Source organism: Streptomyces sp. NPDC020807 (assembly GCF_040641575.1).
Classification (GTDB): Bacteria; Actinomycetota; Actinomycetes; order Streptomycetales; family Streptomycetaceae; genus Streptomyces.
In genome coordinates this window covers 114,100-137,774 of the sequence record NZ_JBFADU010000003.1, presented here as the reverse complement: position 1 = coordinate 137,774, position 23,675 = coordinate 114,100, and the positions used below count along the sequence as shown (strand labels likewise).

Here is a 23,675-nt window from a genome sequence, read left to right as displayed (position 1 = left end):
CGGCCGCGACGCTGCCATGCCCGCGGGGGCGGGCGCGGGAGCGACACCGCGGGAGGTCCCGGTCGGCCCGAGAATCCGCCCGATCAGACTATTGTCCGAAGATCGGAGCGAGGACGAGCCAGGCCGCCCCCACCGCGACGGCCTGCGGGGCGGCCGCCACGGCGACGGCGGCCGGGAGGCCGAGCCCGGCGAGAACGCTCCGTACGCCGTCCTCGAACACCTCCGGGGCGCCGAGCACGATCCGCCCGCCCAGGAGCACCTGGTCGACGTCGAGGAGCCGTACGAGGGTGACGGCACCCGCACCGAGGACGCGCGCCGCCTCGGGGAGGTCGCCGCGCGCGACGGCGGCGAGGCAGAGGACCTCCAGGCAGCCCCGGCCGCCGCAGACGCACGGAGGCCCGTCGAACAGGACGGTCTGGTGGCCGAGCTCGCCCGCGCCGGTGCGCTCCCCGCGCAGCGGCGCACCGCCGAGCACGAGCCCGGCGCCGAGCCCCGTGCCGAGGTGCACGTAGGCGAAGGAGGCGGGGGCGTCGGGGCGCAGGGTGAGGCCGAGGGCCGCGGCGTTCGTGTCCTTGTCGAGCACGACGGGCAGCCCGAGCCTCCGCGCCAGCTCCTCCCGCAGGGGATACCCGTCCCACTCGGGGAACCCGGTCACCCGCCCCGGCCGGCCGGCCGCGTGGTCGAGCGGGCCGGGCATGGCGACACCGACACCGAGGAGGGGGGCGGGGGACTCGGACGCGGGGGTGGGGGTGGGGGACTCGGGCGAGAGGGCGGGGGACTCGGGCGCGGGCGGCTCGGGCGGGGCCTCCCGGTGGGGGTCGGGGGAGGGGACGGAACCCGGTGGGGCGGGGGGAGGGAGGGCCCGGCTCGAAGGCGTGGGGTGCGGGCGCGGAGCTCGTACACCTTCCTGGTGGTGGTGGGGCGGGGCGTCGGCGAGGAGGGCGGCGACCTCCGTCGCCACCGCGTCGAGGACGCGTTCGGCGCCCGCGCCGAGGTGCAGGGGGCGGCGGCGGGAGGCCACCACCGTGCCGGCCAGGTCCGTCAGGACCGTCGTCAGCTCGTCGCGGTCGAGGTGCACCCCGACCGCGTACCCCGCCCCTGGCACGAGCCGCAGGACCGTACGGGGCTTGCCGCCCGTCGACGCCCGGTGCCCCGCCTCCGCCGCGAGCCCCTCCGCCCGCAGCCGCGCGGTGATCTTGCTGACGGCCTGCGGCGTCAGCCCCGTCCGCTCCGCCAGCTCCAGACGGCTGATTCCCGCCTCCCCCGCCGTCCGCAGCAGATCGAGCACGAGCGCCGCGTTGTGGCTGCGCAGCGCCGGCACGTTCACTCCACCGGGCCCCAGGTCCCTCGTCACTCCCGTCACGCCCCCATTGTCGCCCTCGCTTGCACTTTGGCAACAGCGTTGCTTAAGTGAACGGCATGACCCCGAGCCGCCCCCTCCCCCCCGCCCAGCCCCTCCGCGTCGGACTCGTCGGCTACGGCCTCGCGGGCTCCGTCTTCCACGCCCCCCTGATCGCCGCCTCCGAGGGCCTCTTCCTCACCGCCGTCACCACCGGCAACGCGGAGCGCGCCGCCGAGGCCAAGACCGCCTACCCCGGCGTCCGCGTCGTGGCCACCTCCGAGGAGCTCTGGGAGCGGGGCGCGGCCGGCGAACTCGACCTGGTCGTCGTCGCCTCCCCCAACAAGACGCACGTCCCCGTCGCCACCGCCGCCCTCGAAGCCGGCCTCCACGTCGTCGTCGACAAGCCCCTCGCCGCCACCGCCGCCGAGGCCCGCGAACTCGCCGCCCTCGCCGAGGACCGGGGCCTCGTCCTCTCCGTCTTCCAGAACCGGCGCTGGGACAACGACTTCCTCACCCTCCGCGGCCTCCTCGCCGACGACGCCCTCGGCGAGGTCCAGCGCTTCGAGTCCCGCTTCGAGCGCTGGCGCCCGCAGCTCAAGGGCGGCTGGCGCGAGTCCGGCGCGCCCGAGGAGGTCGGCGGCCTCCTCTACGACCTCGGCAGCCACGTCGTCGACCAGGCCCTCGTCCTCTTCGGCCCGGCCGCCTCCGTCTACGCCGAGACGGACGTCCGCCGCCCCGGCGCCGCCGCCGACGACGACACGTTCATCGCGATCACCCACGCCGGCGGCGTCCGCTCGCACCTGTACGTCAGCGCCACCACCGCCCAGCTCGGCCCGCGCTTCCGCGTCCTCGGGCAGCGCGCGGGCTTCGTGAAGTACGGGCTCGACCCCCAGGAGGCCGCCCTCCGCGAGGGCCTGCGGCCGGTCCCCGGCTCCCCCTGGGGCGAGGAGCCGGAGCGGCTGTGGGGCCGCCTCGGCTCCGGGGAGTCCCCGGCGACCGGCGGCGGCGTCCCGGTCCCGTCGGTGGCGGGCGACTACCCGGCGTACTACGCGGCCGTCGCCGCCGCCGTGCGCGGCACCGGCCCGAACCCGGTCACGGCCGACGAGGCCGCCGCCGCGCTCGACGTCCTGGAGGCGGCGCGGCGGTCGGCGCGCGAGGGGGCCGTGGTCGCCCTCGGCTGAGGGCCTCCGGTCAGCGGTGCCCGGTACGGCGCCGGCGGCGGCTGAGGGCGACGAGGGCCGTGCCGCCGAGGGCGAGGCCGACGGCGGTGACGCCCATGACGGTCTTGCCGGTGCCGGAGCCGGTGTCGGGGAGTTCGCCGCCGCCGTCCGGTCCGTGGTTCCCGCCGGTGCTACCGGAACCGCCCGAGCTGCCCGATCCGCCGGAACCGCTCGAACCGCCCGATCCGCTGGAACCGCCGGTCCAGCCGCCTGACGTGGACTCCGTGGGAGTCGGGGTCGGCGTCGTCTCGGTGGGAGTCGGGGTCGGCGTCGTGTCCGTCGGCGTGGGAGTCGGGGTCGTCTCCGTCGGGGTCGGGGTCGGCGTCGTATCCGTCGGGGTCGGGGTCGGCGTCGTCTCCGTGGGAGTCGGGGTCGGCGTCGTGTCGGTGGGGGTGGGGGTCGGCGTCGTGTCGGTGGGAGTCGGGGTCGGGGTCGTGGGGGTCGGGGTCGGCTCCGTGCACGACGGCAGATCACCGTTGAACGGGTACGCATGGATCTCCTGCCCGCCGCCCCCGCCGGTCTCCGACGCGTGCGTCAGGTTCCCGGTGGTGAAGAAGCGTCCGTTCATGCCGGGCAGGGTGATCGTCGTCGAACTGGCCTGGTTGCCGACGAGCACGCTGCCCGCGAACTGGGCCGTCCCCTCGAACTTGACCGTCGTCGCGTCCGGGAAGTTCCACAGCACCCGGTCGCGCAGGCCGTCCGGCAGGCCCGCGATGTAGGTGTCGACGGTGCGGTTGGCGCCGAGGACGTTGACGAGAACGGTCGCGTCGGCGGGGATCTGCGCGAAGACGATGCCCTGCTGGCCCTTGCTGGCCGACTCCAGGTCGAAGTTCACGTTGAAGACCTGGAGCGCCGAGGTGCCGTCACCCGTGAAGACGGTCTCGGTGTTGTTGTTGACGGCGGTGCCGGTGGGGGTGCGGGAGGCCCCGTTCACGTACGCGTAGCACTGACTGGCGTCGGTGAGCTGGTCGCGCAGGGCGGTGTACGGGTCGGCCGCGTCGGCTTCGTGCACGGCGGCCGGGGTCACGGTGCCGGAGAGCGTGCCCCCGTACACCGTCCTGCCCTTGACGGAGCCCTCCTCGGTGAGGAGGCTCTGCCCGGCGGCGACCGTGAGGTCCTTGCCGACGGTGAGGAAGTCGGTGTCGTTGGAGGGCGGGACGCGCGAACCGACGCCCGCGACGCCGACGTTGTAGATGCCCGAGACGCCGGCGCGCTTGTTCTGGTCGAACGCGCCGAGGACGACGACCTTGCCCTCGGCCTCGGCCGCCGCCTCGCGGACGAGGAAGTCGCCGCCGACGAAGACGTTGATGTTGTCGTCGCGGAAGACGACGGTCCCGTTGCCGATGTCGGGGTAGCCCGATGGGGGGCAGTTGCCCGGCTTGCAGGGGCCGAGCCCGCCGGGCAGGGGATCGGCGAAGCCCGTGACGGCGAGCGTGCCGACGAGGGCGGTGGCGCCGACGGTGGTGGCGGCGATGAGGGCGAGACGACGACGGCCGAGCGCAGTACGTTCCATATCCGGAAATATGCAAAAACCGTACGAAAATGGCGACACTCCACGCGGAGCGTCGCCGTTTTCGTTCCCGGACCGACATCACTTCCCGGCACCGGACCGGCATCACTCGACCCCGGACCGGGATCACTCGACCCCGGACCGGGATCACTCGACCCCGGACCGGGATCACTCAGGCGCTTTTGAGCTCCTGCCGCTGGCGCCCGAGCCCGTCGATCTCCAGCTCGACGACGTCACCGGGGCGCAGGTACGGCTTGGGGTCCGGCTGCCCCATGGCGACGCCGCCGGGCGTGCCGGTGTTGATGATGTCGCCGGGGTAGAGGGTCATGAACCGGCTGACGTAGCGGACGACTTCGGCGACCGGGAAGATCTGGTCGGAGGTGTGGCCGTCCTGCTTGAGCTCGCCGTTGACCCAGAGCCGCAGGCCGAGGCCCTGCGGGTCGGGGACCTCGTCGGCGGTGACCAGCCACGGGCCGAGCGGGTTGAAGGTCTCGCAGTTCTTGCCCTTGTCCCAGGTGCCGCCGCGCTCGATCTGGAACTCGCGTTCCGAGACGTCGTGGGCGAGCGCGTACCCCGCGACGTGCGCGAGGGCCTCCTCGTCGGTCTCCAGGTAGCGGGCGGTGCGGCCGATGACGATGGCGAGCTCCACCTCCCAGTCGGTCTTCACCGAACCGCGCGGCACGAGCACGGTGTCGTCGGGGCCGACGACCGTGTCGGCGGCCTTCAGGAAGACGACAGGCTCCTGGGGGATCGGGGCCCCGATCTCCGCGGCGTGACCGTGGTAGTTCAGCCCGATGCACACGACCTTGCCGATCCGGCCGAGCGGCGGACCGACGCGCAGCCCGGTCGCGTCGAGCGGGGGCAGCACTCCGGCGCCGGCGGCGGCCCGTATCCGGTCGAGGGCGGAGGCGTCGGCGAGGAGACTGCCGTCGATGTCGTCGACGAGGGCGGACAGGTCGCGAAGCGTTCCGTCCTGGTCGAGCAGGGCGGGACGCTCGGCTCCCGGCGGGCCGACACGCAGCAGCTTCATGGTCTTGCTCCCTGTGGTCGAGGTGGGCCCGGACGGGCCCTGAGGTGCCCCGGCCGATGGAGTGCGGCCATCGGAGGATTGTTCGATCCTCCAAGAGATCGGTTCACTCTGCAAGACCCCGTTCACACCCTGGACCCTTACGCGTGAGTAGCCGGCTCGCTCTCGCGGAAGAGGAGGGCCCGCTCGACGGCGCTCCAGGTGGTGCTGGTGACGACGTAGAGCGCGGCGGCGAGGGGGACGACGGCGACGGTGACGAGGGTGGCGAAGGACATGAGCGGCATGATCCGCGTGATCGCCCCGGCCCCCGGCACCGCCCCTTCACCGGCCCCCGTGTCGAGCGGCTGGGCGGCGAGCTGCCGCTTCGTACGGCGGTAGGTGAAGGTGGCCACGACGGCGACGACCGCGAAGAGGGCGAGGTAGACCAGCCCCGCCGGCCCGAAGGCGCCCCCGCGGGCCAGCGCGTCGGCCCAGTGGTCACCGAGAGGTGCGGCGAAGAGCGCGTGCCCGGCCATGCGGTCGCCGGAGAACAGGTGGTAGAGGACGAAGAACGCGGGTGCCTGGAGCAGGCTCGGCAGGATGCCGGCGAAGGGCGAGACCTTCTCCCTGGCGTGCAGTTCCTGGATCTCCTTCCTGAGCTTCTCGGGGTTCTTGGCGTGCTTCCTGCGCAGCGCGGCGAGCTGCGGGGCGATCCGGGTGCGGGCCTTCTGGCCGCGCGCGGACGCCCGGGAGAGGGGGTGGATGGCGAGCCGCACGAGCATCGTGACGAGGACGATCGCGGCGGCGGTGGCGGTGGTCGCGAAGAGCGGCTGGAGCAGCTCGGCGAGCTGCTCGACCAGGGAAGCGATGACGGACAAGGGAGCCCTCCGTGGGGTCTCGTCGTGCCGGGAGAGAAGCGGGGCGTTTTCTCGGCATGACGGATCCGCGAGGGAACTGTCCGAAGCGCGTGCTCGGGTCGACTCCCTATGCGGCCGTCGGGAGGGGACGGCCGGGAGCTCGGGGTCTGCGACGACCGGCGGCGTCGGGGTCGCGCTGGGGCAGGAAGGCGGTGCGCCGCTCCCGCTCGCGTATCGCCGTGCGGACGGCGGCGGGGACGATCGGGGCCACGCGGGCACCGATCAGGGCACAGACGACGGTGGCCGCGGCGAGCGCGACGGCGGCGGGGACGCCGGCGCCGTCGGAGAGGAGAAGGTTGGCGAGGGCGAGAAGGAAGAGGAGCGGAGTGAGCACGCGCAGCAGAACCCCCTGCCGGTCCACACCCACCACCTCCTTCCCTGACCCGTGCACTGGCCTGACCCAATGTCACTCACAGTGAGGACGCACGGCCTCGCTCAGGAGTTCCCGCTCCCAGAAGAATCTTCGAGCTTCGCCCAGACGACGAGCCGGTAGGCGCTGCTGAACTCGGGGGTGCAGGTGGTGAGGGTCAGATAGGAGCCGGGAGCGGCGTACCCGTACGAAGGCTTGACGACGGACCGCGGGACGTCGCGGATGACCCCGACGTCACGGGGAGCGGTGCGCGGGAGGATCTGGTCGACGCGGTAGGTGTACGTGCGCTGCCGGGTCCGCACGACGATGCGGTCCCCGGGGACGAGCCGGTTGATGTACCGGAAGGGCTCGCCGTGGGTGTTGCGGTGCCCGGCGAGCGCGAAGTTCCCGGCCTGCCCGGCCCCGGCGGTGCCGGGGTAGTGCCCTACGTACCCCTTGTCGAGGACGGACCGCTTGGAGATCCCGGCGGCGACGGGCGCGGTCAGCCCGATGCGGGGGATGCGGATGACGGCGAAGGCACGGGAGGAGTACCGGGCGGAGGAAGGGGGACGGGAGGCGGAAGCGGAGGAAGCACCCCTCGCGGCGGAACCCGCGACGCCCTCGCCGCCTTCTCCCGACTCCCCGACCGCGTCCCCCGAACCCCCCGGGTCCCCCGGTTCCCCCAACCCCCCAGCTCCGCCCCCCTCCCCTCCCTCCCCGACGTCTCCTACGTCCTCTACGTCCTCTACGTCCCCTTCGAGCCCGGTCGGCGGAGCCTGCCACTCCCGCTCCAGGACGCTCACCTGCTCGAGGGCTTCGGCGCGAGCCTCGCGGTTGGTCCACCAGAGCTGGTGGACGACGAGAAGGAGGACGAGCACCCCGCAGGTGACGACGGTCTCGGCCCCGACCCACAGGACACGCGCGCGTACGGCCCCGCCCTCGCCCCTGGACGACGACCGGCACCCGTTCCCGACCACTGTTCCGCGCCCTGTCCCGCACGCGGGGCACGATAGGTGCTGAGGTGCCAACTCTCCAGGCCCGTACAGCAGTACGGTGGAGAACATGCGCCCCGACACCCCTGCCGCCCACACCACCGAAGCCGAGCGTCTCCTGCGTACGGCAGCGCAGTACCCCGGAGACCGGGAACCCCTCTACCTCCAGGCCGCGGCCCACCGGGAACTGGCGGGCGACCGCGAAGGCGCGACGGCCCTGTACGACGAACTCCTGACGGGCTCCCCCGCCAACCCCCACCTCATCAGGGCGCTGAAGGCGGCGAACCTGTGGGAGTACGGCCACGAGGCGGAGGCGAGGGCGATCATCGCCGGCATCCGGCAGGCGACACCGACGGACGCGGCGGCGTGGGAGACGACGGCGGAGACGCTGGAGGCCCACGACGAACTGGAAGCGGCGGAGGAGATCCTCACCGAGGCGGCGGCCCACCTCCTGCCGTCTTCTCCTCCGGACGAGGACCTCCCCCACCCCACCCACTCGCTGATCACGACCCGCCACAGGATCCGCAGGATGCTGGCGCTCCCGCACGACGCCTGGGACACCCTGGCGGACCGCCTCCACCCGGCGGCGGTCCCCCTCGACGAACTCCACGACCCGAAACGCCTCTGGTCCCTCGGCTCGGAGGACCCCGCGGAGCTCCAGGCCGAGATCACCCGCCTCCGCTCGGAACTGGGCACCTACCGCACGGCCCTCTCCCGCCCCTTCCCGGTGGCGGTCCTGCACTGGCCGGAGCGCGAACTTGACGAGCTTCTGGCCGCGTACCCGGAACTCGAAGCCGAGTACCCCACCTACCGGGCCCACCTCACGGACATCGAGGCCTCCCTCCGCGAACTGTTCGAGGCCGGCACCCGCAACCTGGGCATCGTCCGCGCCACGGTCCCCTCCTACGAAGCCTTCGCGGCCTCGGAATCCACCCCGCCCTCCACCCCCGCCCTCCTCCCCCAATACGCCACCACCCTCGCCGCCCGAGCCCGAGCCACCCCGTGGCCCCCGCCCCACGACGCCCCGTGCTGGTGCGGCTCGGAGAGGACGTACGGGGAGTGCCACGGGCGTCCAACCTCTCCCTGATCAAGGAGAGTCAACAGGCGTGTCCCGAGCAGCTGATACCAATGGGAGGCCGATCACGAAGGGAAGACGATGAGCGAGCTGTCCCGCACGAGCGAGCCGACCTCCGGTCTTTACGAGCAGCTGATGACCCTTCGGCTGGAAGCTCAGCTCAAGACGCTCACGGACCGCGGATGGCATGCGATCGCGGGGGACGTCGGTCCTGAATCCTCCCCCCGCGTTCTTGCTCAGCACGTGTCGAACACCGTGCGGCGCATCCTCACTGGGCTGCCGGCAGCAGACCGGGTGCACGCGGCCAACCACATCCTCGAGTCGATGAACACCATCGAGGGCGCCCGCGAGTGGGTCGATCTGGTCGCCGAAGGCCCCCGGCAGCTCCTCGCCATCGCGGAGCAGGAGGCCCCGGGCGCGTATCACATCCGCCCTGCCACCCCCCTCGCGGAAGCGTCACTCATCACGAACGCCCCTGAGGACCCCAGCCTTGGCTTCGAGCTGCGCGCGGAGCTCGCGACCGCTGACCGGGTGGATCTCCTGTGTGCCTTTGTGAAGTGGCACGGGCTTCGCGTCATCGAATCGTCGCTGGAGGCAATCCATGCGAGGGGCGTCCCCATCCGGGTCATCACGACGACGTACATCGGTGCGACGGAGCGGCACGCGCTCGACCGACTCGTCCAGCGCTTCAACGCAGAGGTGAAGGTCAACTACGAGCTCCGCTCCACCCGCCTACACGCGAAGGCCTGGCTCTTCCGACGGAACAGCGGCTACGACACCGCTTACGTCGGAAGTTCCAACCTCTCGAAGGCGGCGCTTCTCGAGGGCCTTGAGTGGAACGTCCGCCTGTCTTCCGTCGCAACCCCCGAGGTCATCAGGAAGTTCGAGGCCACCTTCGATTCCTACTGGAGTGACCGATCCTTCGAAACGTACGACCCTGATCGCGATGCTGCACGCCTCAGCGAGGCTCTTTTCACCGCCGGCCGCGGCAACGGAGCTGGGAAGGACCAGCGCATCACCTTGTCGGGGCTTGAGGTGCGACCGTACCCGCACCAGCGGGACATGCTGGAGCGCCTCCAGGTGGAGCGGGAGGTGCACGATCGTCACCGCAACCTTCTGGTGGCCGCGACCGGCACGGGCAAGACGGTGATGGCAGCACTCGACTACAAGCGTCTCCGGCAGGAGTACGGATCCAAGGCGCGGCTGCTGTTCGTCGCCCACCGACAAGAGATCCTTCGCCAGTCGCTGCGGACTTATCAGGACGTTCTCGTCGACGCCAACTTCGGCGAGGAGTTGCACAGCAGCATCGTCCCGGCTGAGTGGAACCACGTTTTCGCAAGCGTGCAGTCACTCAACACCCGCACGTTGGAGCGACTCGCTCCTGATCACTTCGACGTGATCGTCATCGATGAGTTCCACCATGGCGTATCTCCCACCTATCGAAAGATCATCGACCACTTCACGCCACGCGAGCTCCTCGGCCTCACGGCCACTCCGGAGCGGATGGACGGCCGGAACGTCCAGGATGAGTTCTTCGGTGGCCGCATCGCAGCAGAGATGCGCCTCTGGGAGGCCTTGGAGAACGACCTCCTCAGCCCGTTCCACTACTTCGGTGTCACCGACAACACTGACATGAGCGCCCTCGCATGGAAGCGCGGATCGTACGACGCCGCCGCCCTGAGCAATCTGTTCACGGGTAACGACGCTCGCGCCCGACTCGTCGTTCAAGCAGTGATGGACAAGATCGCTGACCCACGGGCCATGCGCGCGCTGGGGTTCTGCGTCTCCGTTGCGCACGCCCGCTTCATGGCTGAGGTCTTCTGTCGTGCCGGGCTCAAGGCCGTAGCGCTGTCCGGGGATACACCGCGCAACGATCGCAAGGACGCCCTTGCGGCCCTGAGCTCGGGAGAGCTTCAAGCGATTTTCTCGGTCGACCTCTTCAACGAGGGGCTCGACATTCCCGACGTCGACACCCTCCTCTTGTTGCGCCCGACGTCAAGCGCCACGGTCTTCCTGCAGCAGCTGGGGCGCGGCCTTCGGCGAAGCGAGGGGAAGGCAGTCCTGACCGTTCTCGACTTCATCGGCCAGCACCGCAAGGAGTTCCGCTTCGAAGAGCAGTTCCGCGCGCTGACCAACCTGACGCGCAATCGACTGCTTACCAACATCGAGCAGGACTTCCCGCAGCTTCCCTCCGGCTGTCAAATCATCCTTGAGTCCAAGGCCAAGGACCTGATCATCGACAACATTCGCAGCCAGATCAGCGTGAACGTCACGCAGCTTGCCCGAGAGGTCGGCCAGTATGGCGAATCCCGGCTCGCTACCTACCTCGAGGAGAGCGGCCGCGAGCTCAAGGAGCTCTACCGCGGCAATGGCAACTCATGGACGGGCCTGCTTCGCCGCTCGGGCCTACTGCCTAGTTCCGGCCCCGAGGGCGAGCCGGCTCTCCTCAAGCGGGTTTCCGCGTTCCTCCACGTCGACGACCCCGTGCGCGTCAAGACGTACACGAAGCTCCTCACAGACGACGCCCCTCCGTACAGCGAGCTCAGCGAGATCGAGCAGGCCTACGCCCGCATGCTCTTCTTCTCTCTGTGGCCGCTGGGTGGCGACTTCTCGGATTACCAAGAGGCTCTGGACTCACTCCGTCCACACGCCGCCTTCCGCGACGAGCTCCGCCAGGTCCTGGCCCACAACCTCGACCGGACGGACCACGTCCCGATCCCCCTCGCCCACTTTTCCACAAACCTCCCCCTGACGGTCCACGCCTCCTACAGTCGGGAAGAAATCCTGCCGGCCCTGGGCCAGTCCTCGATCGGCGGTTTCATGCCGGGCCACTTCCGCGAGGGAGTGAAATGGTGCGAGGACATCCAGACGGATGCCCTCCTCATCACCTTGGAGAAGGACGAGAAGGACTTCTCTCCCCAGACCCGCTACCGGGACTACGCCCTCAACGACACCCTCTTCCACTGGGAGTCTCAGAACCAAGCATCGGATACCTCTCCGACTGGTATCCGATACCAGACCCACAAGGAGAAGGGCTCAAACGTTCTCCTCTTCGTGCGCCGCTACAAGAAGACGGACATCGGTGGCCCCCAGCCCTGGATGCTCCTCGGCCCGGCCGAATACGTGGAACACAAGGGCAGCAAGCCCATGGGCATCACGTGGCAGCTCCATCACGAAATCCCCGCCGATGTGTGGGCCTATACGGCCGCCGTCTCGGGCTAGCCAGTTCGTTACGCTCGTCGTGTCGAGCCACCACGGACGAAAGGCGCCCGCCATGCCCCGCATCCCCACCCCCGCCATAGCCGCCGCAGGCCTCGTGGGCGGCTATGCCGCCGCACGGTGGACCAAGAAGCGGCCGGTCGGTGGGGTGGTGCTGGCTGTGGCCGGTGGGGTCGCCGCCAAGGAGTGGCGGCGGGTTGGCGGGGGCGCGACCGCCGTGGGGCTGACCGCCGGGTACGTCGCCGCCTTTGCCGGGTCTCACCCGCTCGCCAAGAAGATCGGTGCCTGGCCCGCCGTGTTCTCCGTGGCCGGCGGGATGGCGGGGCTCTCCTGGGCCGTCACCCGGGGGAAGTAGGAGGCGCGGCTCCCCGGGCCGGCACCCGGGGGAAGTAGGAGGCGCGGCTCCCCCGGGCCGGTACCCCCGCGGCGAGCAGGGGCCACGCCTCCGGGCCGTGACCCGCGGGAAGTAGCGGTTCCCGGTCTCGGATAGGGCCTGTCCGGCGGATCGGGGTCGGACAGGGTCTAGCCGCCCACCGCGTGGCTCACCGTGTAGATCAGGAGGCCCGCCAGGGCGCCCACCACCGTGCCGTTGATGCGGATGAACTGGAGGTCGCGGCCGATGTTGGCCTCGATCTTCTTCGAGGTCTGGGTGGCGTCCCAGCCGGCGACCGTGTCGGTGATCAGGGAGGTGATCTCGTTGCGGTACGTGGTGACCACGTAGGTGACGGCGTCTTCCGCCCAGCCGTCGACCTTCTCCTGGAGGCGGGAGTCCGTCGCCAGGCGGTTGCCCAGGGAGATCAGGGAGGCGCGGGCGCGGAGGCGGAGCTGGCTGCGGTCGTCGTCGGCGGCGGCGATGATCAGGGAGCGGATCGAGGACCAGGCCGAGGCGATGATGTCCTGGATCTCGGGGCGGGCGAGGAGCTCCGCCTTCAGGCGCTCCACGCGCGCGCGGGTGTCCGTGTCCGCCTGGAGGTCGGCCGCGAAGTCCGTGAGGAAGCGGTCGATGGCGCCCCGCGCCGGGTGGGACGGCATGTCCCGCATCTCCGTGACGAAGCGCAGCAGTTCCTTGTAGACCTTCTCACCGATGCGCCGGTCCACGAAGCGGGGGGTCCAGCCCGGCGCCCCGCCCTGGACCGCGTCCATGACCGAGTCGCCGTGCGTGACCAGCCAGTCGTGGGCCCGGGTGCAGACCAGGTCGACCGCCCGGTGGTGGGCACCGTCCGTGACGATTCTCTCCAGGGTCTTGCCGAGGCCCGGGGCGATCTCCACCGCCTCCGCGCGGCGGGTGATGGCCTCGCCCACCACCGCCTGCACGTCCGAGTCCCGCAGGACCGTGAGCGCGCCCCGCAGGGCGGTCGACGCCTCCGCCGTCACCCGGTCCGCGTGGGCCGGGTCCGCGAGCCACGCCCCGAGCCGGCCGCCGATCCCGAAGGTCCGCAGCCTGCCCCGTACGACGTCGGCCGAGAGGAAGTTCTCGCCCACGAAGGCGCCGAGGGACGCGCCCAGCTGGTCCTTCTTGGTGGGGATGATCGCGGTGTGCGGGATGGGCAGGCCCAGGGGGCGGCGGAAGAGCGCCGTCACCGCGAACCAGTCCGCCAGCGCGCCGACCATGCCGGCCTCCGCCGCCGCGGCGACGTACCCGGCCCACTCCCCCGCGCCCGCGTTCCGCGCCCAGGTCGCCAGGCCGTAGACCACGGCCACGGCGACGAGCAGCGACGTCGCCAGCGTCTTCATGCGCCGGACGCCTCTGCTCTTCTCCTCGTCCGCCGCCGTGTACGAGAAACTCACCATCTGTGCTCGACCTCCTGTCTCAGGGACTCCCGGCGCTCTCCCTGAGTTCCCCCGTACATCTTCGCGATCACCGCCTCGATGTCCGGCTCCCGCACCGACAGGTCGACGAGCGGGTAGCGGGAGGCCACTTCCGACACCACCGGGGCCGCCGAGGCCGTGGCCGGGAAGGCGAGCCACTGGCGCGGGCCTTCCGCCCGGACGAAGCGGGCTCCCGGGATGTCGGTGATCGGGGGGTGGGCGCGCGCCAGGTCCACGACCAGCTGCCGTTCGCTCTCGCCCCTCGCGTGCAGGCCCGCCAGTTCACCGTCGTACATCAGCCGGCCGTGGTCGATCACCATCACCCGGGAGCAGAGGTGCTCGATGTCCGTGAGGTCGTGGGTCGTCAACAGCACGGTGGTGGCCCGCGTCGCGTTGAGGGTCTTCAGGAAGTCGCGCACCTTCGCCTTCGACACCACGTCCAGGCCGATCGTCGGCTCGTCCAGGTACAGCACGTCGGGGTCGTGCAGCAGGGCCGCCGCGATGTCCCCGCGCATCCGCTGGCCGAGCGAGAGCTGTCGTACGGGGACGTCGAGGAGGTCGCCCAGGTCGAGGAGGTCCACGCAGCGGGCCAGGTTCTCCGCGTAGCGGGCGTCGGGGATGCGGTACATGCGGTGCATCAGGCGGTACGAGTCCCTCAGCGGCAGGTCCCACCACAGCGTCGTCCGCTGGCCGAAGACCACGCCCATCCGCCGGGCGAGCCGCACCCGCTCCCGCACCGGGTCGATGCCACCGACCCGTACGCTGCCGCCGCTCGGCGTCAGGATGCCCGTCAGCATCTTGATCGTCGTCGACTTCCCCGCGCCGTTCGGCCCGATGTAGCCGACCATCTCGCCCCGGCCCACCCGGAAGCCGATGCCGTCGACCGCCTTCACCTCGTGGCGGGAGCGGCGCAGGCCGCGGCCGCGGCCCTTCTCCGGTCTCCTGCGGACCGTGAAGGTCTTCTCCAGGGACTCCACCTCGATGAACGGTTCCTCGGACGGCATGTGCGCTCACCTCTCAGCTTCCCGTCGATCTGTACGCTCTCGTCCCCGCCCGCCACACCAGCCCCGCCGCCCCGCAGCACACCGCCGCGACCAGCGGCGACGCGAACACCGCCCAGTCCGGCACCCCGTCCGGCACCGGTCGGCCCAGGATGTGCAGCGCGGGCAACCAGTTCACGAACGCCAGCGGCAGCACGTACACCACGCCCCGCACCAGCTCCTGCGAGAAGACCGTCGGCGGGTACTGGAGCAGCGTGTTCCCGCCGTACGTGAACGAGTTCGTGACCTCCGCCGCGTCCTGGAGCCAGAACTGCACCGCCGCCCCCGCCACCATCACCGCGCCGAACAGCAGCGCCCCGCACACCACCGCCACCGGCAGCAGCACCGCCTTGACCGGCGTCCAGGCGACGTCGAGGCGGAACACCGCCCAGCCGATCACGAGGAGCGCCTGCGCGATCCGGCCGAACCTGCGCAGCGCGAAGTGGTCCGCCGCCACCTGGGCGAGGAGCGAGGCCGGACGGAGCAGGAACACGTCGAGCGAGCCGTCCCGCACCCGCCGCCCCACCCGGTGCACCGGGCCGACCAGCAGGTCCGCGAGCCCGAACGACACGCCCGTCATCCCGTACAGCAGCGCCACCTCGGCGAACGAGAAGCCGCCGAGCCCCTTCACCTGGCCGAACATCAGCATGATCACGACGAAGTCGAAGAAGGTGATCAGGAAGCCGGTGGCCAGGGTCAGGGCGAAGGACGCCCGGTAGGCGAGGGTGGAGCGGATCCACATCCCCGCCAGGAGGCGGTACGTGCGGCACGCGTCCCGGACGGCGGGAAACGCCACGGGCCCCCTACCCACCCTGCACCACCACCTTGCGCTCCGCCGCCGCCTGTACGGCCCTGCCCGCGCCGAACAGGACGAGCGCCCAGCACCCCTGGAAGGCGTAGGCCCGCGTCAGGCCCCATCCGTCCCCGTACTTCCCCAGGTAGACGTCGGCCGGGACCTGGAGCAGCGACGCCCACGGCAGCGCCCGCGCCAGCTCCCCGAGGCCGCCGGGGAAGACGTTCAGCGGGAGCAGCATCCCCGAGAAGAACATCCCGCTGAGCCACGCCATCTGGACGACCCCCTGCCCGTCGAGCAGCCAGAACGCGCTGAGCCCCACGAGGTACCAGAGCGCGAAGCCCACGACCGAGCCGAGCGCCACCGACACGAGGAAGGCGAGCCAGCCGCCCGGGCCGGCGGGGAGGGTGAAGCCGAAGGCGAGGGCGCCGATCGCCATCGGGACGATGCCGCGGCCGAGGAAGAGGTAGGCGGAGCGGCCGACGTGGCCCGCGAACCACCAGGCCTGGAGGTCGGCGGGGCGGTACAGGTCGACGGCGATGTCGCCCGTCCTGATCCGTTCCATCAGCTCGTCCTCGAAGCCGCCGCCCATCAGGCCGCAGACGGCGATCAGGCCCTGTCCGATCCACACGTACGCGAGGGCGTCGTCCATCGAGTAGCCGCCGAGGTGCGGCCGTTCGTCCCACAGGGCGATGTACGTGTACGACAGGACGAATCCGAAGACGGTGTTGGTGAACAACCCCGCCATCGTCGCCACGCGGTACGTGGCATGGCGTCGGAAGCCGCCCGCGGCCACCGTCATGTAGAGCCGCACACCATCGCTCCTCCGCTGGGCGCAACCGGGAAACCCACGACCCTAGCGACGCCCCGCGCCGCCCCGCGACCCGATTTTCCGTCACCTTCGGGAAGAACGGAAAGAAAGGGACGATATGAGGCAGTATCAGGTGTCATGCCCCCTTCCTCCGGTAGCTCCTCCGGTAACTGGGAGCCGAGGGACCCCACCCTCGACGCTCCGCCACCCCCCGCGAAGAAGCGCCGTCCCCGGCGCGTCCTGCGGACCCTCGCCGGCCTCGCCCTCCTCGGCGCGCTGCTCCTCGGCGGCGCCTTCGTCGCCGGCTACCTCCTCGTCGAGATCCCGCCCGCGAACGCCGCCGCCCTCGCCCAGTCGAACGTCTACCTCTATCGCGACGGGACCCCGATCGCCCGCGACGGCGAGGTCAACCGCGAGAACGTGCGGCTCGAACAGATCCCCCTCGCGGTCCGCCAGGCCGTCCTCGCCGCCGAGGACCGCGACTTCCACACCTCGCGCGCCGTCGACCCCAAGGCGATGGTCCGCGCCGCCTGGAACACCGTCACCGGGAAGGGCCGCCAGTCCGGCTCCACCATCACCCAGCAGTACGTGAAGAACTACTACCTCGGCCAGGAACAGACCCTCTCCCGCAAGGCCAAGGAGTTCTTCATCGCGATCAAGCTGGAGCGCGAGACCACGAAGGACGACATCTTCGAGGGCTACCTCAACACCAGCTACTTCGGCCGGAACGCGTACGGCGTCCAGGCCGCCGCCCGCGCCTACTACGGCAAGGACGTGGAGCGGCTCGACACCGCCGAAGGCGCGTACCTCGCCTCGCTCCTCAAGGCCCCCAGCGCCTACGACGTCACCACCCACCCCGAGAACCGGGCCAAGGCCGTCGCCCGCTGGAACTACGTCCTGGACGGCATGGTCGGCGAGGGCTGGCTCGGCCGGACCGCCCGCGCCACCGCCCGCTTCCCCGTCCCGCAGACCACCCGCGCCGCCACCGGCCTCTCCGGCCAGCGCGGCTACCTCGTGCAGGCCGTCGAGGAGTACCTGACCGGCCACGGCATCGTCGACGAGGCGACCCTCGCGGGCGGCGGATTCCGCATCACCACCACGCTCGACCGCGCCAAGCAGGAGACCCTCGTGCAGGCCGTCGAGGACCGGGTCGTCTCGCGGCTCGACCCGGCCCGCTCCCCCGCCGACCGGTACGTCCGCGTCGGCGCCGCCGCCGTCGACCCCGCCACCGGCAAGGTCCTCGCCCTCTACGGCGGCGTCGACTACACGCAGCAGTACGTCAACAACGCCACCCGCCGCGACTACCAGGTCGGCTCCACCTTCAAGCCCTTCGTCTTCACCGCCGCCGTGCAGTCCGGCGCCCAGACCCAGCAGGGCGCGCCCATCACCCCGTACACGCTGTACGACGGGACCAACCGCCGTCCCGTGGAAGGCTGGAACGGCGGCGCGTACGACCCCGCCAACGAGGACGACGCCAGTTACGGCGAGATCGCCGTCGGCGAGGCCACCGACCTGTCGGTCAACGCCGTCTACGCCCAGATGGCGGTCGACGTCGGCCCCGCCCACGTACGCCGCACGGCCGTCGCCCTCGGCCTGCCCGCCTCCACCCCCGACCTCACCGCCTCCCCGTCCATCGCGCTCGGCCCCGCCACCGCCAGCGTCCTCGACATGGCCTCCGCGTACGCGACCCTCGCCGCGCACGGCCGGCACGGGACGCCCGGCCTCGTCGAGGCGGTCACGAAGGGCGGCCGGAGCGTGGACCTGCCGTCCCGGCCGTCCCGGCAGGCCGTCACCCGCGAGGCCGCCGACACGACCACCTCGATCCTCAGGAGCGTCGTCGAGGCCGGCACGGGCACGGCGGCACAGGCCGCCGGACGGCCGGCGGCGGGCAAGACGGGGACGGCGGAGGACGACAAGGCGGCCTGGTTCGCCGGCTACACGCCCGAGCTCGCCACCGTGGTCGCGCTCATGGGCCAGGACCCCGAGTCGGGACGGCAGGAACCCCTCTACGGGGCCCTCGGCCTGCCCCGGATCAACGGCGGCGGCGCCCCCGCCGAGGTCTGGGCGCAGTTCACCCGCGAGGCCCTGGCCGGGGCGGCACCGCGCGCCTTCGACCTCCAGCTGATGCCGGGGGCGGAGCAGATGTCGGCGGTGCCGCCGGTGCCGGACGGGCCAGAGACCGAGGGCCCGTGGACCGGCGAGGCCGGGCCGAAGTCCTCGGTCACCGGCAAGAAGAAGCGGGACCGGAAAAGCCGGGGTCAGTGACCCGAGGTCGCCTTGAGGCCCACCACGGCGACGAGCAGCAGGCAGACGAAGAAGATCCGGGCGGCGGTCGCCGGCTCCCCGAGCACCACCATGCCGAGCACCGCCGCACCGGCCGCGCCGATGCCGACCCACACGCCGTACGCGGTGCCGATCGGCAGCGTCTTGGCGGCCTGCGACAGCAGCACCATCGAGGCGACGATCCCGAGACCGGTGAACACGCTGGGCCAGAGACGGGTGAAGCCCTCGGTGTACTTCATGCCGATCGACCAGCCGACTTCGAGCAGACCGGCGACGATGAGAAGGACCCAGGCCATGACGACGAACCTCCGCGAGACGGAACGGAAACAGGGGTGCGTCGTCTTGTCGTCATCCCGGTACGGCGCGTCTCGTCGGGTGTCTCCAGCGTAGCAAAGAAAAGACAAAAGCCCTGGTGACAGTGGTCACCAGGGCCTTTATAGAGACCTCTCGCCTACAGGTACAGGCCCGTCGAGTCCGACGTGCCCTGGAAACGGTCCGCGGCCACCGCGTGCAGGTCGCGCTCGCGCATGAGGACGTACGCGGTGCCGCGCACCTCGACCTCGGCCCGGTCCTCGGGGTCGTACAGGACCCGGTCGCCGATCTCGACGGTCCGGACGTTCTGACCGACCGCGACGACCTCGGCCCAGGACAGGCGACGGCCGACGGCGGCGGTCGCCGGGATCAGGATGCCGCCGCCGGAGCGGCGCTCGCCCTCGGGAGAGTCCGTGCGGACCAGGACCCGGTCGTGGAGCATCCGGATGGGCAGCTTGTCGTGGGTGTTCTCGCTCACGGGGTGAACCTACCCGCCCCGGCGTGTCGGCCGTAGCCGGGAGGGGTCACGCCTTGCCCTTGCGGGACGCGGAGACGACCAGCCCGATGACGGCGACGGCCACGACCGCCGCCGGAACCACGCGCTCCATGCGGGGGGCGCCGTCCTCGTACGTGAAGCGGGCCTTCACGTCCGAGACGACGCGGTTGACGGCGACGAAGGCGCGGCCGGCGGTCTCGTCGACCGTCGAGGCGACCTTGGCCTTGGCGTCCCCGATGATCGTCTTGGGGTGCACCCGAATGCCGATCTCGTCGAGAGTGACGGCGAGCTGCTCGCGCCGGCGGACGATGTCCGCCTCGATCTGCGCAGGGGTCCTGACGTCCGACACCGCGCTGCCTCCGTAGTCGTGATCTCGTGATCCGGTCGTTGACGGACAGTCTGTCAGCTCGGTCGCCGTTGGGCCGCCCCCGACCCCCATTAGGCTCTGATCCCGTACGCGAAGTACTCGTACGCGACCACTCCCGAGGAAGACCGAGGAAGAGCGAGCCATGAGCGAGCGACTGCAGCCCGGCGACACCGCCCCCGCCTTCACCCTGCCCGACGCGGACGGCAACGAGGTCTCCCTCGCGGACCACAAGGGCCGCAAGGTCATCGTCTACTTCTACCCGGCCGCGCTCACCCCCGGCTGCACGAAGCAGGCCTGCGACTTCACCGACAACCTCGACGTCCTGGCGGCGGCGGGCTACGACGTCATCGGCGTCTCCCCCGACAAGCCGGAGAAGCTCGCGAAGTTCCGCGAGAAGGAGAACCTGAAGGTCACCCTGGTCGGCGACCCGTCGAAGGAGACCCTGGAGGCGTACGGCGCCTTCGGCGAGAAGAAGCTGTACGGCAAGGTCGTGACGGGCGTCATCCGCTCGACGGTCGTCGTCGACGAGGACGGCAAGGTCGAGCACGCCTTCTACAACGTGAAGGCGACCGGCCACGTCGCGAAGATCATCCGCGACCTGGGCGTCTGAGACCCCGAGCCCTCCGGCCCGAACGGCCCGCACCCCCGAAAGGGACGGTGCGGGCCGTTCCGCTTTTCGTGTCGCGACAGTACGCGATATGGCGTAACCGTCCGATATTCGGCTCGTTGATCCGTGCGAGATCCGCACTGGGGAGGGGATTCGATGGGGACGAGCCCGTACACGAAGGAACGGCTGGACGCGGCGGCACGGGGGGCGCGGACGCTGACGGAGGCGCTGGAGCGGTTGGGGGTGGATCCGAGGAGCGGCTCGCGACGCTATCTCCACGACCGCATGAGGAAGCTGGGGGTGGACACGTCGCACTTCGAAGCAGAGGGGACCCGATGGACGCGCGACGTCCTTGCGCAGGCCGTGGCGGCTTCGACGAACATGTGCGAGGTGCTGCGGCGGCTCGGGGTGGAGGTCGTGGGCGGGCAGCACACGCACATCAGCCGCCGCGTGAAGGCGTACGGCATCGACACCTCGCACTTTCACGCGCCGTCCCGGCGGGGTGAGCCCCGGCGCTCCCGAACGCCTGAGGGGCTCCTCGTCGAGCAGACGGGCTCATGGAGCCGACGGATCCCGAGTGATCGCCTCACGTGGGCGATGAGCCAGTCGGGGCTGCGGAGGCAGTGTGGGGCGTGCGGCAATGAGGGTGTGTGGCGAGGTCGACCACTGCCTCTGGAGGTCGACCACATCGACGGCGACTGGCGCAACAACCGCATCGAGAACCTGCGGTTCCTCTGCCCCAACTGCCACTCGGCCACCGACAACTACCGCGGGCGCGGCAGGCGGCGGACCTCGTGACCAGCGGCCCGCGCTACACCCGCGAGCGACTGGCCGAAGCCGCCGCACGGTGCTCAGACATGGACGAGGTCGCCTCCTTCTTCGGCTCACCGCCATGCAACAAACTCCGCGGCTACTTGCTGAGACGCTTCGACCACTACGAAATCGACGTCTCACACCTCACGCGCCGGAGACGACGCGGTGGACAGCCTCCTCGTCCGACGCCGAGCGAGTTGAGGCAAGCCGTCGACCAGGCCATCTCCGTGTCCGGAGCCCTACGCGCATTGGAGAGGCCCTGCACCGGTCAGATGCGCGCGCTGTTCCGGCAATGGGTCGAGGACGACGGCCTCAGTACGTCCCACTTCCTGGGGCAAGCGCACCAGCGGGGCAAGCCGGGGCCCACTCCGGTCAAGCGGCCCGAGAACATTCTCGTGCGCCACGACGGGGCCCGCCGGACCAGAAGCCACCTGCTCCGCCGAGCACTCCGCGAATCCGGTGTTCCCGAGCAGTGCGCCGAGTGCGGCATCGGCACCGAGTGGCTCGGCAGGCCCATCACTCTGGAGGTCGATCACATCAGCGGCGACTGGTCCGACGACCGACGCGAGAACCTACGACTTCTGTGCCCCAACTGCCATGCGACAACCGACACCTGGTGCCGGGGAGGCAAGCGTTCCCCCACTTCTGAGGGGGCAGTAAGGTAGTCGGCGTCTGGGCCCGTATCCCAGCTGGTTAGAGGACGCCGTTTTAGAGGCGGTGCGTCGTGGGTTCGAGTCCCACCGGGCCTACACCGCAGGCGCGGCACCCCAGGGTGCCGCGCCTTTCACACGCCTCAGCCCACCAGCTCCCGCACCACCGGTACCAGCGCCCGGAACGCCTTGCCCCTGTGGCTGATCGCGTTCTTCTGCTCGGGGGACAGCTGCGCGCACGTCACCTCGTGGCCCTCCGGCTGGAGGATCGGGTCGTAGCCGAAGCCGTTCGTGCCGACCGGGGCGTGGCGGAGGGTGCCTTCCATGCGGCCTTCGACCACCCGCTCCGTGCCGTCGGGCAGGGCGAGCGCCGCCGCGCAGGCGAAGTAGGCGCCCCGGTGCTCGTCCGCGATGTCGGCGAGCTGGGCGAGCAGCAGGTCCAGGTTGGCGCGGTCGTCGCCGTGGGTGCCGGACCAGCGGGCGGAGAAGATGCCGGGGGCGCCGTTCAGGACGTCGACGCAGAGGCCGGAGTCGTCGGCGATCGCCGGGAGGCCCGTGGCACGGGCCAGGGCGTGGGCCTTGAGGAGCGCGTTCTCCGCGAAGGTGACGCCGGTTTCCTTGACGTCGGGGACCTCGGGGTACGCGTCCGCGCCGACGAGTTCGAGGTCGAGGCCCGCGTCGGCGAGGATCGCGTGGAGTTCGGTGATCTTGCCCGCGTTGCGGGTGGCGAGGATCAGTCGCTGTCGGGTCATGCCCCCGATTATCCGGGGGCGGGCCCGGGGCTCCCGGTCAGCCCGGGGTGCAGACCTTGGCGACCTCGCCGGCGGCGTCCGTGATCGGCTGGATGTCCGGGGTGCTGTCGCCGTTCTTCACGGCGGTGCGGACGGTCTCGACGCCCTTGGTGAGATCGTCGACGGCCTTGGAGAGGTCGGCGTTGTCCGTCGTGTCCTTGAGGTTGCCGAGCTCGGTGCTGATCGAGTTGAGGGACTCCTCGATCTGCGTCGGGTCGTTCGTGGCGTTGGAGGCGGCCTGCTGGAGCTTGTCGACCGACGTGGCTATCGCGTCGGCGGTCTTGACGCAGTCCATGGCGGTGTCGAGGGCTGCGCAGCCGCTCAGGGCGGTGGTGAGCGCGGCGGCGGTGGCCACGGCGAGTGCGAGACGGCGTCGCTTCACGAAGGGTCCTTCCCCAGGTACGTACGGCACAGAGACGGGCGGGCGGCACGGAGCTTATCCGTGTCGCCCGCCCGTGAGGACGCCGCCGGGGGGCTAGAGGGTTCCGTCGAGGGCCTTGCGCTGGATCTCGGCCAGTTCGGCGCAGCCGCCGGAGGCGAGGTCGAGGAGGGCGTTGAGCTCCTTGCGGTCGAAGGGCTCGGCCTCGGCGGTGCCCTGGACCTCGACGAAGCGGCCGTCGCCGGTGCAGACGACGTTCATGTCGGTGTCGGCGCGGACGTCCTCCTCGTAGCAGAGGTCGAGGAGGGGGACGCCGTCGACGATGCCGACGGAGACGGCGGCGACGGTGCCGGTCAGCGGCTTGCGGCCGGCCTTGACCAGCTTCTTGCCCTGCGCCCAGGCGACGGCGTCGGCGAGTGCCACGTACGCGCCGGTGATCGCCGCCGTGCGGGTGCCGCCGTCGGCCTGGAGGACGTCGCAGTCGAGGACGATCGTGTTCTCGCCGAGGGCCTTGTAGTCGATGACGGCGCGCAGCGAGCGGCCGATGAGGCGGGAGATCTCGTGGGTGCGGCCGCCGATCTTGCCGCGGACGGACTCGCGGTCGCCGCGGGTGTTGGTGGCGCGGGGGAGCATCGAGTACTCGCCGGTGACCCAGCCTTCGCCGCTGCCCTTGCGCCAGCGCGGGACGCCTTCGGTGACGGAGGCGGTGCAGAAGACCTTGGTGTCGCCGAAGGAGACGAGGACGGAGCCCTCGGCGTGCTTGCTCCATCCGCGTTCGATGGTGACGGGGCGGAGCTGTTCGGGGGTACGGCCGTCGATTCGAGACATGCGACGAGCGTATCCGTACGGGGGCGGGCGGCCGTACGAGCAGGGGCGCACGGGCGGCCGGAGGGC

24 protein-coding genes, 1 tRNA gene and 1 riboswitch are annotated in these 23,675 nt (G+C 71.1%); of the genes, 9 read left to right on the top strand and 16 right to left on the bottom strand.

All coding sequences use genetic code 11. The features are described 5' to 3' along the window. Window positions 1–88: 88 nt before the first annotated feature. Window positions 89–1,363 (bottom strand): ROK family transcriptional regulator, encoded by a 1,275-nt coding sequence (locus AB0G79_RS06230; RefSeq protein WP_360800921.1) that lies wholly within the window; start codon window positions 1,361–1,363, stop codon window positions 89–91. Between the two features lie 56 nt (window positions 1,364–1,419). Between AB0G79_RS06230 and AB0G79_RS06225 the strand changes: the two genes are divergently transcribed. After that, window positions 1,420–2,523, top strand: coding sequence for a Gfo/Idh/MocA family oxidoreductase (locus tag AB0G79_RS06225; RefSeq protein WP_360800918.1), 1,104 nt, complete (start codon window positions 1,420–1,422; stop codon window positions 2,521–2,523). A 10-nt stretch (window positions 2,524–2,533) separates the two neighbouring features. Here the strand turns inward: AB0G79_RS06225 and AB0G79_RS06220 are convergent, their stop codons facing one another. The 5 genes from AB0G79_RS06220 to AB0G79_RS06200 all read right to left on the bottom strand — a co-directional run bounded on the left by AB0G79_RS06220 (window position 2,534) and on the right by AB0G79_RS06200 (window position 7,222). After that, the gene (locus tag AB0G79_RS06220) at window positions 2,534–4,075 is read right to left on the bottom strand and encodes a choice-of-anchor A family protein (RefSeq protein ID WP_360800915.1); all 1,542 of its coding nucleotides are present in this window, start codon (window positions 4,073–4,075) and stop codon (window positions 2,534–2,536) included. A 169-nt stretch (window positions 4,076–4,244) separates the two neighbouring features. Continuing rightward, on the bottom strand, window positions 4,245–5,102 hold the full coding sequence (locus tag AB0G79_RS06215) for a fumarylacetoacetate hydrolase family protein (protein WP_360800912.1): 858 nt from the start codon (window positions 5,100–5,102) through the stop codon (window positions 4,245–4,247). A gap of 137 nt (window positions 5,103–5,239) precedes the next feature. Continuing rightward, entirely contained in the window at window positions 5,240–5,956 is a 717-nt protein-coding gene (gene yidC / locus AB0G79_RS06210) for a membrane protein insertase YidC (protein WP_360800909.1), read from the bottom strand. A gap of 106 nt (window positions 5,957–6,062) precedes the next feature. Beyond that, window positions 6,063–6,356 (bottom strand): DUF1418 family protein, encoded by a 294-nt coding sequence (locus AB0G79_RS06205; RefSeq protein ID WP_360800906.1) that lies wholly within the window; start codon window positions 6,354–6,356, stop codon window positions 6,063–6,065. 74 nt (window positions 6,357–6,430) lie between these two features. Beyond that, window positions 6,431–7,222: a class E sortase gene (locus tag AB0G79_RS06200; RefSeq protein WP_360800903.1), complete on the bottom strand. Its 792-nt coding sequence runs from the start codon at window positions 7,220–7,222 to the stop codon at window positions 6,431–6,433. Between the two features lie 184 nt (window positions 7,223–7,406). Between AB0G79_RS06200 and AB0G79_RS06195 the strand changes: the two genes are divergently transcribed. The 3 genes from AB0G79_RS06195 (at window position 7,407) to AB0G79_RS06185 (ending at window position 11,985) form a co-directional block, all read left to right on the top strand. Further along, the gene (locus AB0G79_RS06195) at window positions 7,407–8,423 is read left to right on the top strand and encodes an SEC-C metal-binding domain-containing protein (protein ID WP_360800900.1); all 1,017 of its coding nucleotides are present in this window, start codon (window positions 7,407–7,409) and stop codon (window positions 8,421–8,423) included. A gap of 69 nt (window positions 8,424–8,492) precedes the next feature. Next, complete coding sequence (locus tag AB0G79_RS06190) at window positions 8,493–11,633, top strand: DUF3427 domain-containing protein (RefSeq protein WP_360800897.1); 3,141 nt, start codon at window positions 8,493–8,495, stop codon at window positions 11,631–11,633. Window positions 11,634–11,685: 52 nt separating this feature from the next. After that, window positions 11,686–11,985, top strand: a complete 300-nt coding sequence (locus tag AB0G79_RS06185; RefSeq protein WP_360800894.1) for a hypothetical protein — start codon at window positions 11,686–11,688, stop codon at window positions 11,983–11,985. Window positions 11,986–12,152: 167 nt separating this feature from the next. Here AB0G79_RS06185 and AB0G79_RS06180 read toward each other — a convergent pair whose 3' ends face one another. The 4 genes from AB0G79_RS06180 to AB0G79_RS06165 form a co-directional block, all read right to left on the bottom strand. Further along, a complete protein-coding gene (locus tag AB0G79_RS06180) occupies window positions 12,153–13,421 on the bottom strand; it encodes a DUF445 domain-containing protein (RefSeq protein ID WP_360800891.1) in 1,269 nt (422 codons plus the stop codon). Beyond that, the gene (locus AB0G79_RS06175) at window positions 13,415–14,443 is read right to left on the bottom strand and encodes an ATP-binding cassette domain-containing protein (protein WP_360800888.1); all 1,029 of its coding nucleotides are present in this window, start codon (window positions 14,441–14,443) and stop codon (window positions 13,415–13,417) included. The genes AB0G79_RS06180 and AB0G79_RS06175 overlap by 7 nt, the downstream gene beginning before the upstream one ends. A gap of 13 nt (window positions 14,444–14,456) precedes the next feature. After that, window positions 14,457–15,221: an ABC transporter permease gene (locus AB0G79_RS06170; protein WP_360801830.1), complete on the bottom strand. Its 765-nt coding sequence runs from the start codon at window positions 15,219–15,221 to the stop codon at window positions 14,457–14,459. Window positions 15,222–15,282: 61 nt separating this feature from the next. Then, window positions 15,283–16,086 carry an ABC-2 family transporter protein gene (locus AB0G79_RS06165; protein WP_360800885.1) on the bottom strand — a complete coding sequence of 268 codons (804 nt, stop codon included), beginning with the start codon at window positions 16,084–16,086 and terminating at the stop codon, window positions 15,283–15,285. 135 nt (window positions 16,087–16,221) lie between these two features. On the opposite strand from AB0G79_RS06165, the gene AB0G79_RS06160 reads away from it, so the two are divergent. Next, on the top strand, window positions 16,222–18,348 hold the full coding sequence (locus AB0G79_RS06160; protein ID WP_360800882.1) for a transglycosylase domain-containing protein: 2,127 nt from the start codon (window positions 16,222–16,224) through the stop codon (window positions 18,346–18,348). Here the strand turns inward: AB0G79_RS06160 and AB0G79_RS06155 are convergent. The 3 genes from AB0G79_RS06155 to AB0G79_RS06145 all read right to left on the bottom strand — a co-directional run bounded on the left by AB0G79_RS06155 (window position 18,342) and on the right by AB0G79_RS06145 (window position 19,523). Further along, window positions 18,342–18,662, bottom strand: a complete 321-nt coding sequence (locus AB0G79_RS06155; RefSeq protein WP_360800879.1) for a multidrug efflux SMR transporter — start codon at window positions 18,660–18,662, stop codon at window positions 18,342–18,344. The genes AB0G79_RS06160 and AB0G79_RS06155 overlap by 7 nt on opposite strands. 35 nt (window positions 18,663–18,697) lie before the next feature. Continuing rightward, window positions 18,698–18,767, bottom strand: a riboswitch (guanidine-III (ykkC-III) riboswitch). Window positions 18,768–18,817: 50 nt separating this feature from the next. Continuing rightward, window positions 18,818–19,156 (bottom strand): co-chaperone GroES, encoded by a 339-nt coding sequence (locus AB0G79_RS06150; RefSeq protein ID WP_267043836.1) that lies wholly within the window; start codon window positions 19,154–19,156, stop codon window positions 18,818–18,820. A 46-nt stretch (window positions 19,157–19,202) separates the two neighbouring features. Beyond that, complete coding sequence (locus tag AB0G79_RS06145) at window positions 19,203–19,523, bottom strand: DUF3618 domain-containing protein (RefSeq protein WP_360800876.1); 321 nt, start codon at window positions 19,521–19,523, stop codon at window positions 19,203–19,205. A 160-nt stretch (window positions 19,524–19,683) separates the two neighbouring features. Here AB0G79_RS06145 and bcp point away from each other — a divergent pair, with 160 nt between their 5' ends. The 4 genes from bcp (at window position 19,684) to AB0G79_RS06125 (ending at window position 21,710) form a co-directional block, all read left to right on the top strand. Then, window positions 19,684–20,151, top strand: coding sequence for a thioredoxin-dependent thiol peroxidase (gene bcp, locus AB0G79_RS06140; protein ID WP_360800873.1), 468 nt, complete (start codon window positions 19,684–19,686; stop codon window positions 20,149–20,151). A 153-nt stretch (window positions 20,152–20,304) separates the two neighbouring features. Further along, a complete protein-coding gene (locus tag AB0G79_RS06135; RefSeq protein WP_360800871.1) occupies window positions 20,305–20,946 on the top strand; it encodes an HNH endonuclease signature motif containing protein in 642 nt (213 codons plus the stop codon). Beyond that, window positions 20,943–21,626, top strand: coding sequence for an HNH endonuclease signature motif containing protein (locus AB0G79_RS06130; RefSeq protein ID WP_360800869.1), 684 nt, complete (start codon window positions 20,943–20,945; stop codon window positions 21,624–21,626). The genes AB0G79_RS06135 and AB0G79_RS06130 overlap by 4 nt, the downstream gene beginning before the upstream one ends. Window positions 21,627–21,635: 9 nt before the next feature. Then, a tRNA-Leu gene (locus AB0G79_RS06125) sits at window positions 21,636–21,710 on the top strand. Window positions 21,711–21,754: 44 nt separating this feature from the next. On the opposite strand, the gene rdgB is transcribed toward AB0G79_RS06125, so the two are convergent. The 3 genes from rdgB to rph form a co-directional block, all read right to left on the bottom strand. Further along, a complete protein-coding gene (gene rdgB, locus AB0G79_RS06120) occupies window positions 21,755–22,363 on the bottom strand; it encodes an RdgB/HAM1 family non-canonical purine NTP pyrophosphatase (protein WP_360800866.1) in 609 nt (202 codons plus the stop codon). A gap of 37 nt (window positions 22,364–22,400) precedes the next feature. Beyond that, complete coding sequence (locus AB0G79_RS06115; protein ID WP_360800863.1) at window positions 22,401–22,784, bottom strand: hypothetical protein; 384 nt, start codon at window positions 22,782–22,784, stop codon at window positions 22,401–22,403. A 93-nt stretch (window positions 22,785–22,877) separates the two neighbouring features. Next, a complete protein-coding gene (gene rph, locus AB0G79_RS06110; protein WP_360800860.1) occupies window positions 22,878–23,609 on the bottom strand; it encodes a ribonuclease PH in 732 nt (243 codons plus the stop codon). Window positions 23,610–23,675: the final 66 nt, after the last annotated feature.

Coding starts and splice junctions, on each gene's coding strand:
- AB0G79_RS06185 (WP_360800894.1), top strand. CDS start 11,686: ATGCCCCGCATCCCCACCCCCGCCATAGCCGCCGCAGGCCTCGTGGGC.
- bcp (WP_360800873.1), top strand. CDS start 19,684: ATGAGCGAGCGACTGCAGCCCGGCGACACCGCCCCCGCCTTCACCCTG.
- rdgB (WP_360800866.1), bottom strand. CDS start 22,363: ATGACCCGACAGCGACTGATCCTCGCCACCCGCAACGCGGGCAAGATC.
- AB0G79_RS06195 (WP_360800900.1), top strand. CDS start 7,407: ATGCGCCCCGACACCCCTGCCGCCCACACCACCGAAGCCGAGCGTCTC.
- AB0G79_RS06155 (WP_360800879.1), bottom strand. CDS start 18,662: ATGGCCTGGGTCCTTCTCATCGTCGCCGGTCTGCTCGAAGTCGGCTGG.
- AB0G79_RS06215 (WP_360800912.1), bottom strand. CDS start 5,102: ATGAAGCTGCTGCGTGTCGGCCCGCCGGGAGCCGAGCGTCCCGCCCTG.
- AB0G79_RS06170 (WP_360801830.1), bottom strand. CDS start 15,221: ATGTGGATCCGCTCCACCCTCGCCTACCGGGCGTCCTTCGCCCTGACC.
- AB0G79_RS06190 (WP_360800897.1), top strand. CDS start 8,493: ATGAGCGAGCTGTCCCGCACGAGCGAGCCGACCTCCGGTCTTTACGAG.
- AB0G79_RS06225 (WP_360800918.1), top strand. CDS start 1,420: ATGACCCCGAGCCGCCCCCTCCCCCCCGCCCAGCCCCTCCGCGTCGGA.
- AB0G79_RS06220 (WP_360800915.1), bottom strand. CDS start 4,075: ATGGAACGTACTGCGCTCGGCCGTCGTCGTCTCGCCCTCATCGCCGCC.
- AB0G79_RS06175 (WP_360800888.1), bottom strand. CDS start 14,443: ATGCCGTCCGAGGAACCGTTCATCGAGGTGGAGTCCCTGGAGAAGACC.
- rph (WP_360800860.1), bottom strand. CDS start 23,609: ATGTCTCGAATCGACGGCCGTACCCCCGAACAGCTCCGCCCCGTCACC.
- AB0G79_RS06180 (WP_360800891.1), bottom strand. CDS start 13,421: ATGGTGAGTTTCTCGTACACGGCGGCGGACGAGGAGAAGAGCAGAGGC.
- AB0G79_RS06160 (WP_360800882.1), top strand. CDS start 16,222: ATGCCCCCTTCCTCCGGTAGCTCCTCCGGTAACTGGGAGCCGAGGGAC.
- AB0G79_RS06135 (WP_360800871.1), top strand. CDS start 20,305: ATGGGGACGAGCCCGTACACGAAGGAACGGCTGGACGCGGCGGCACGG.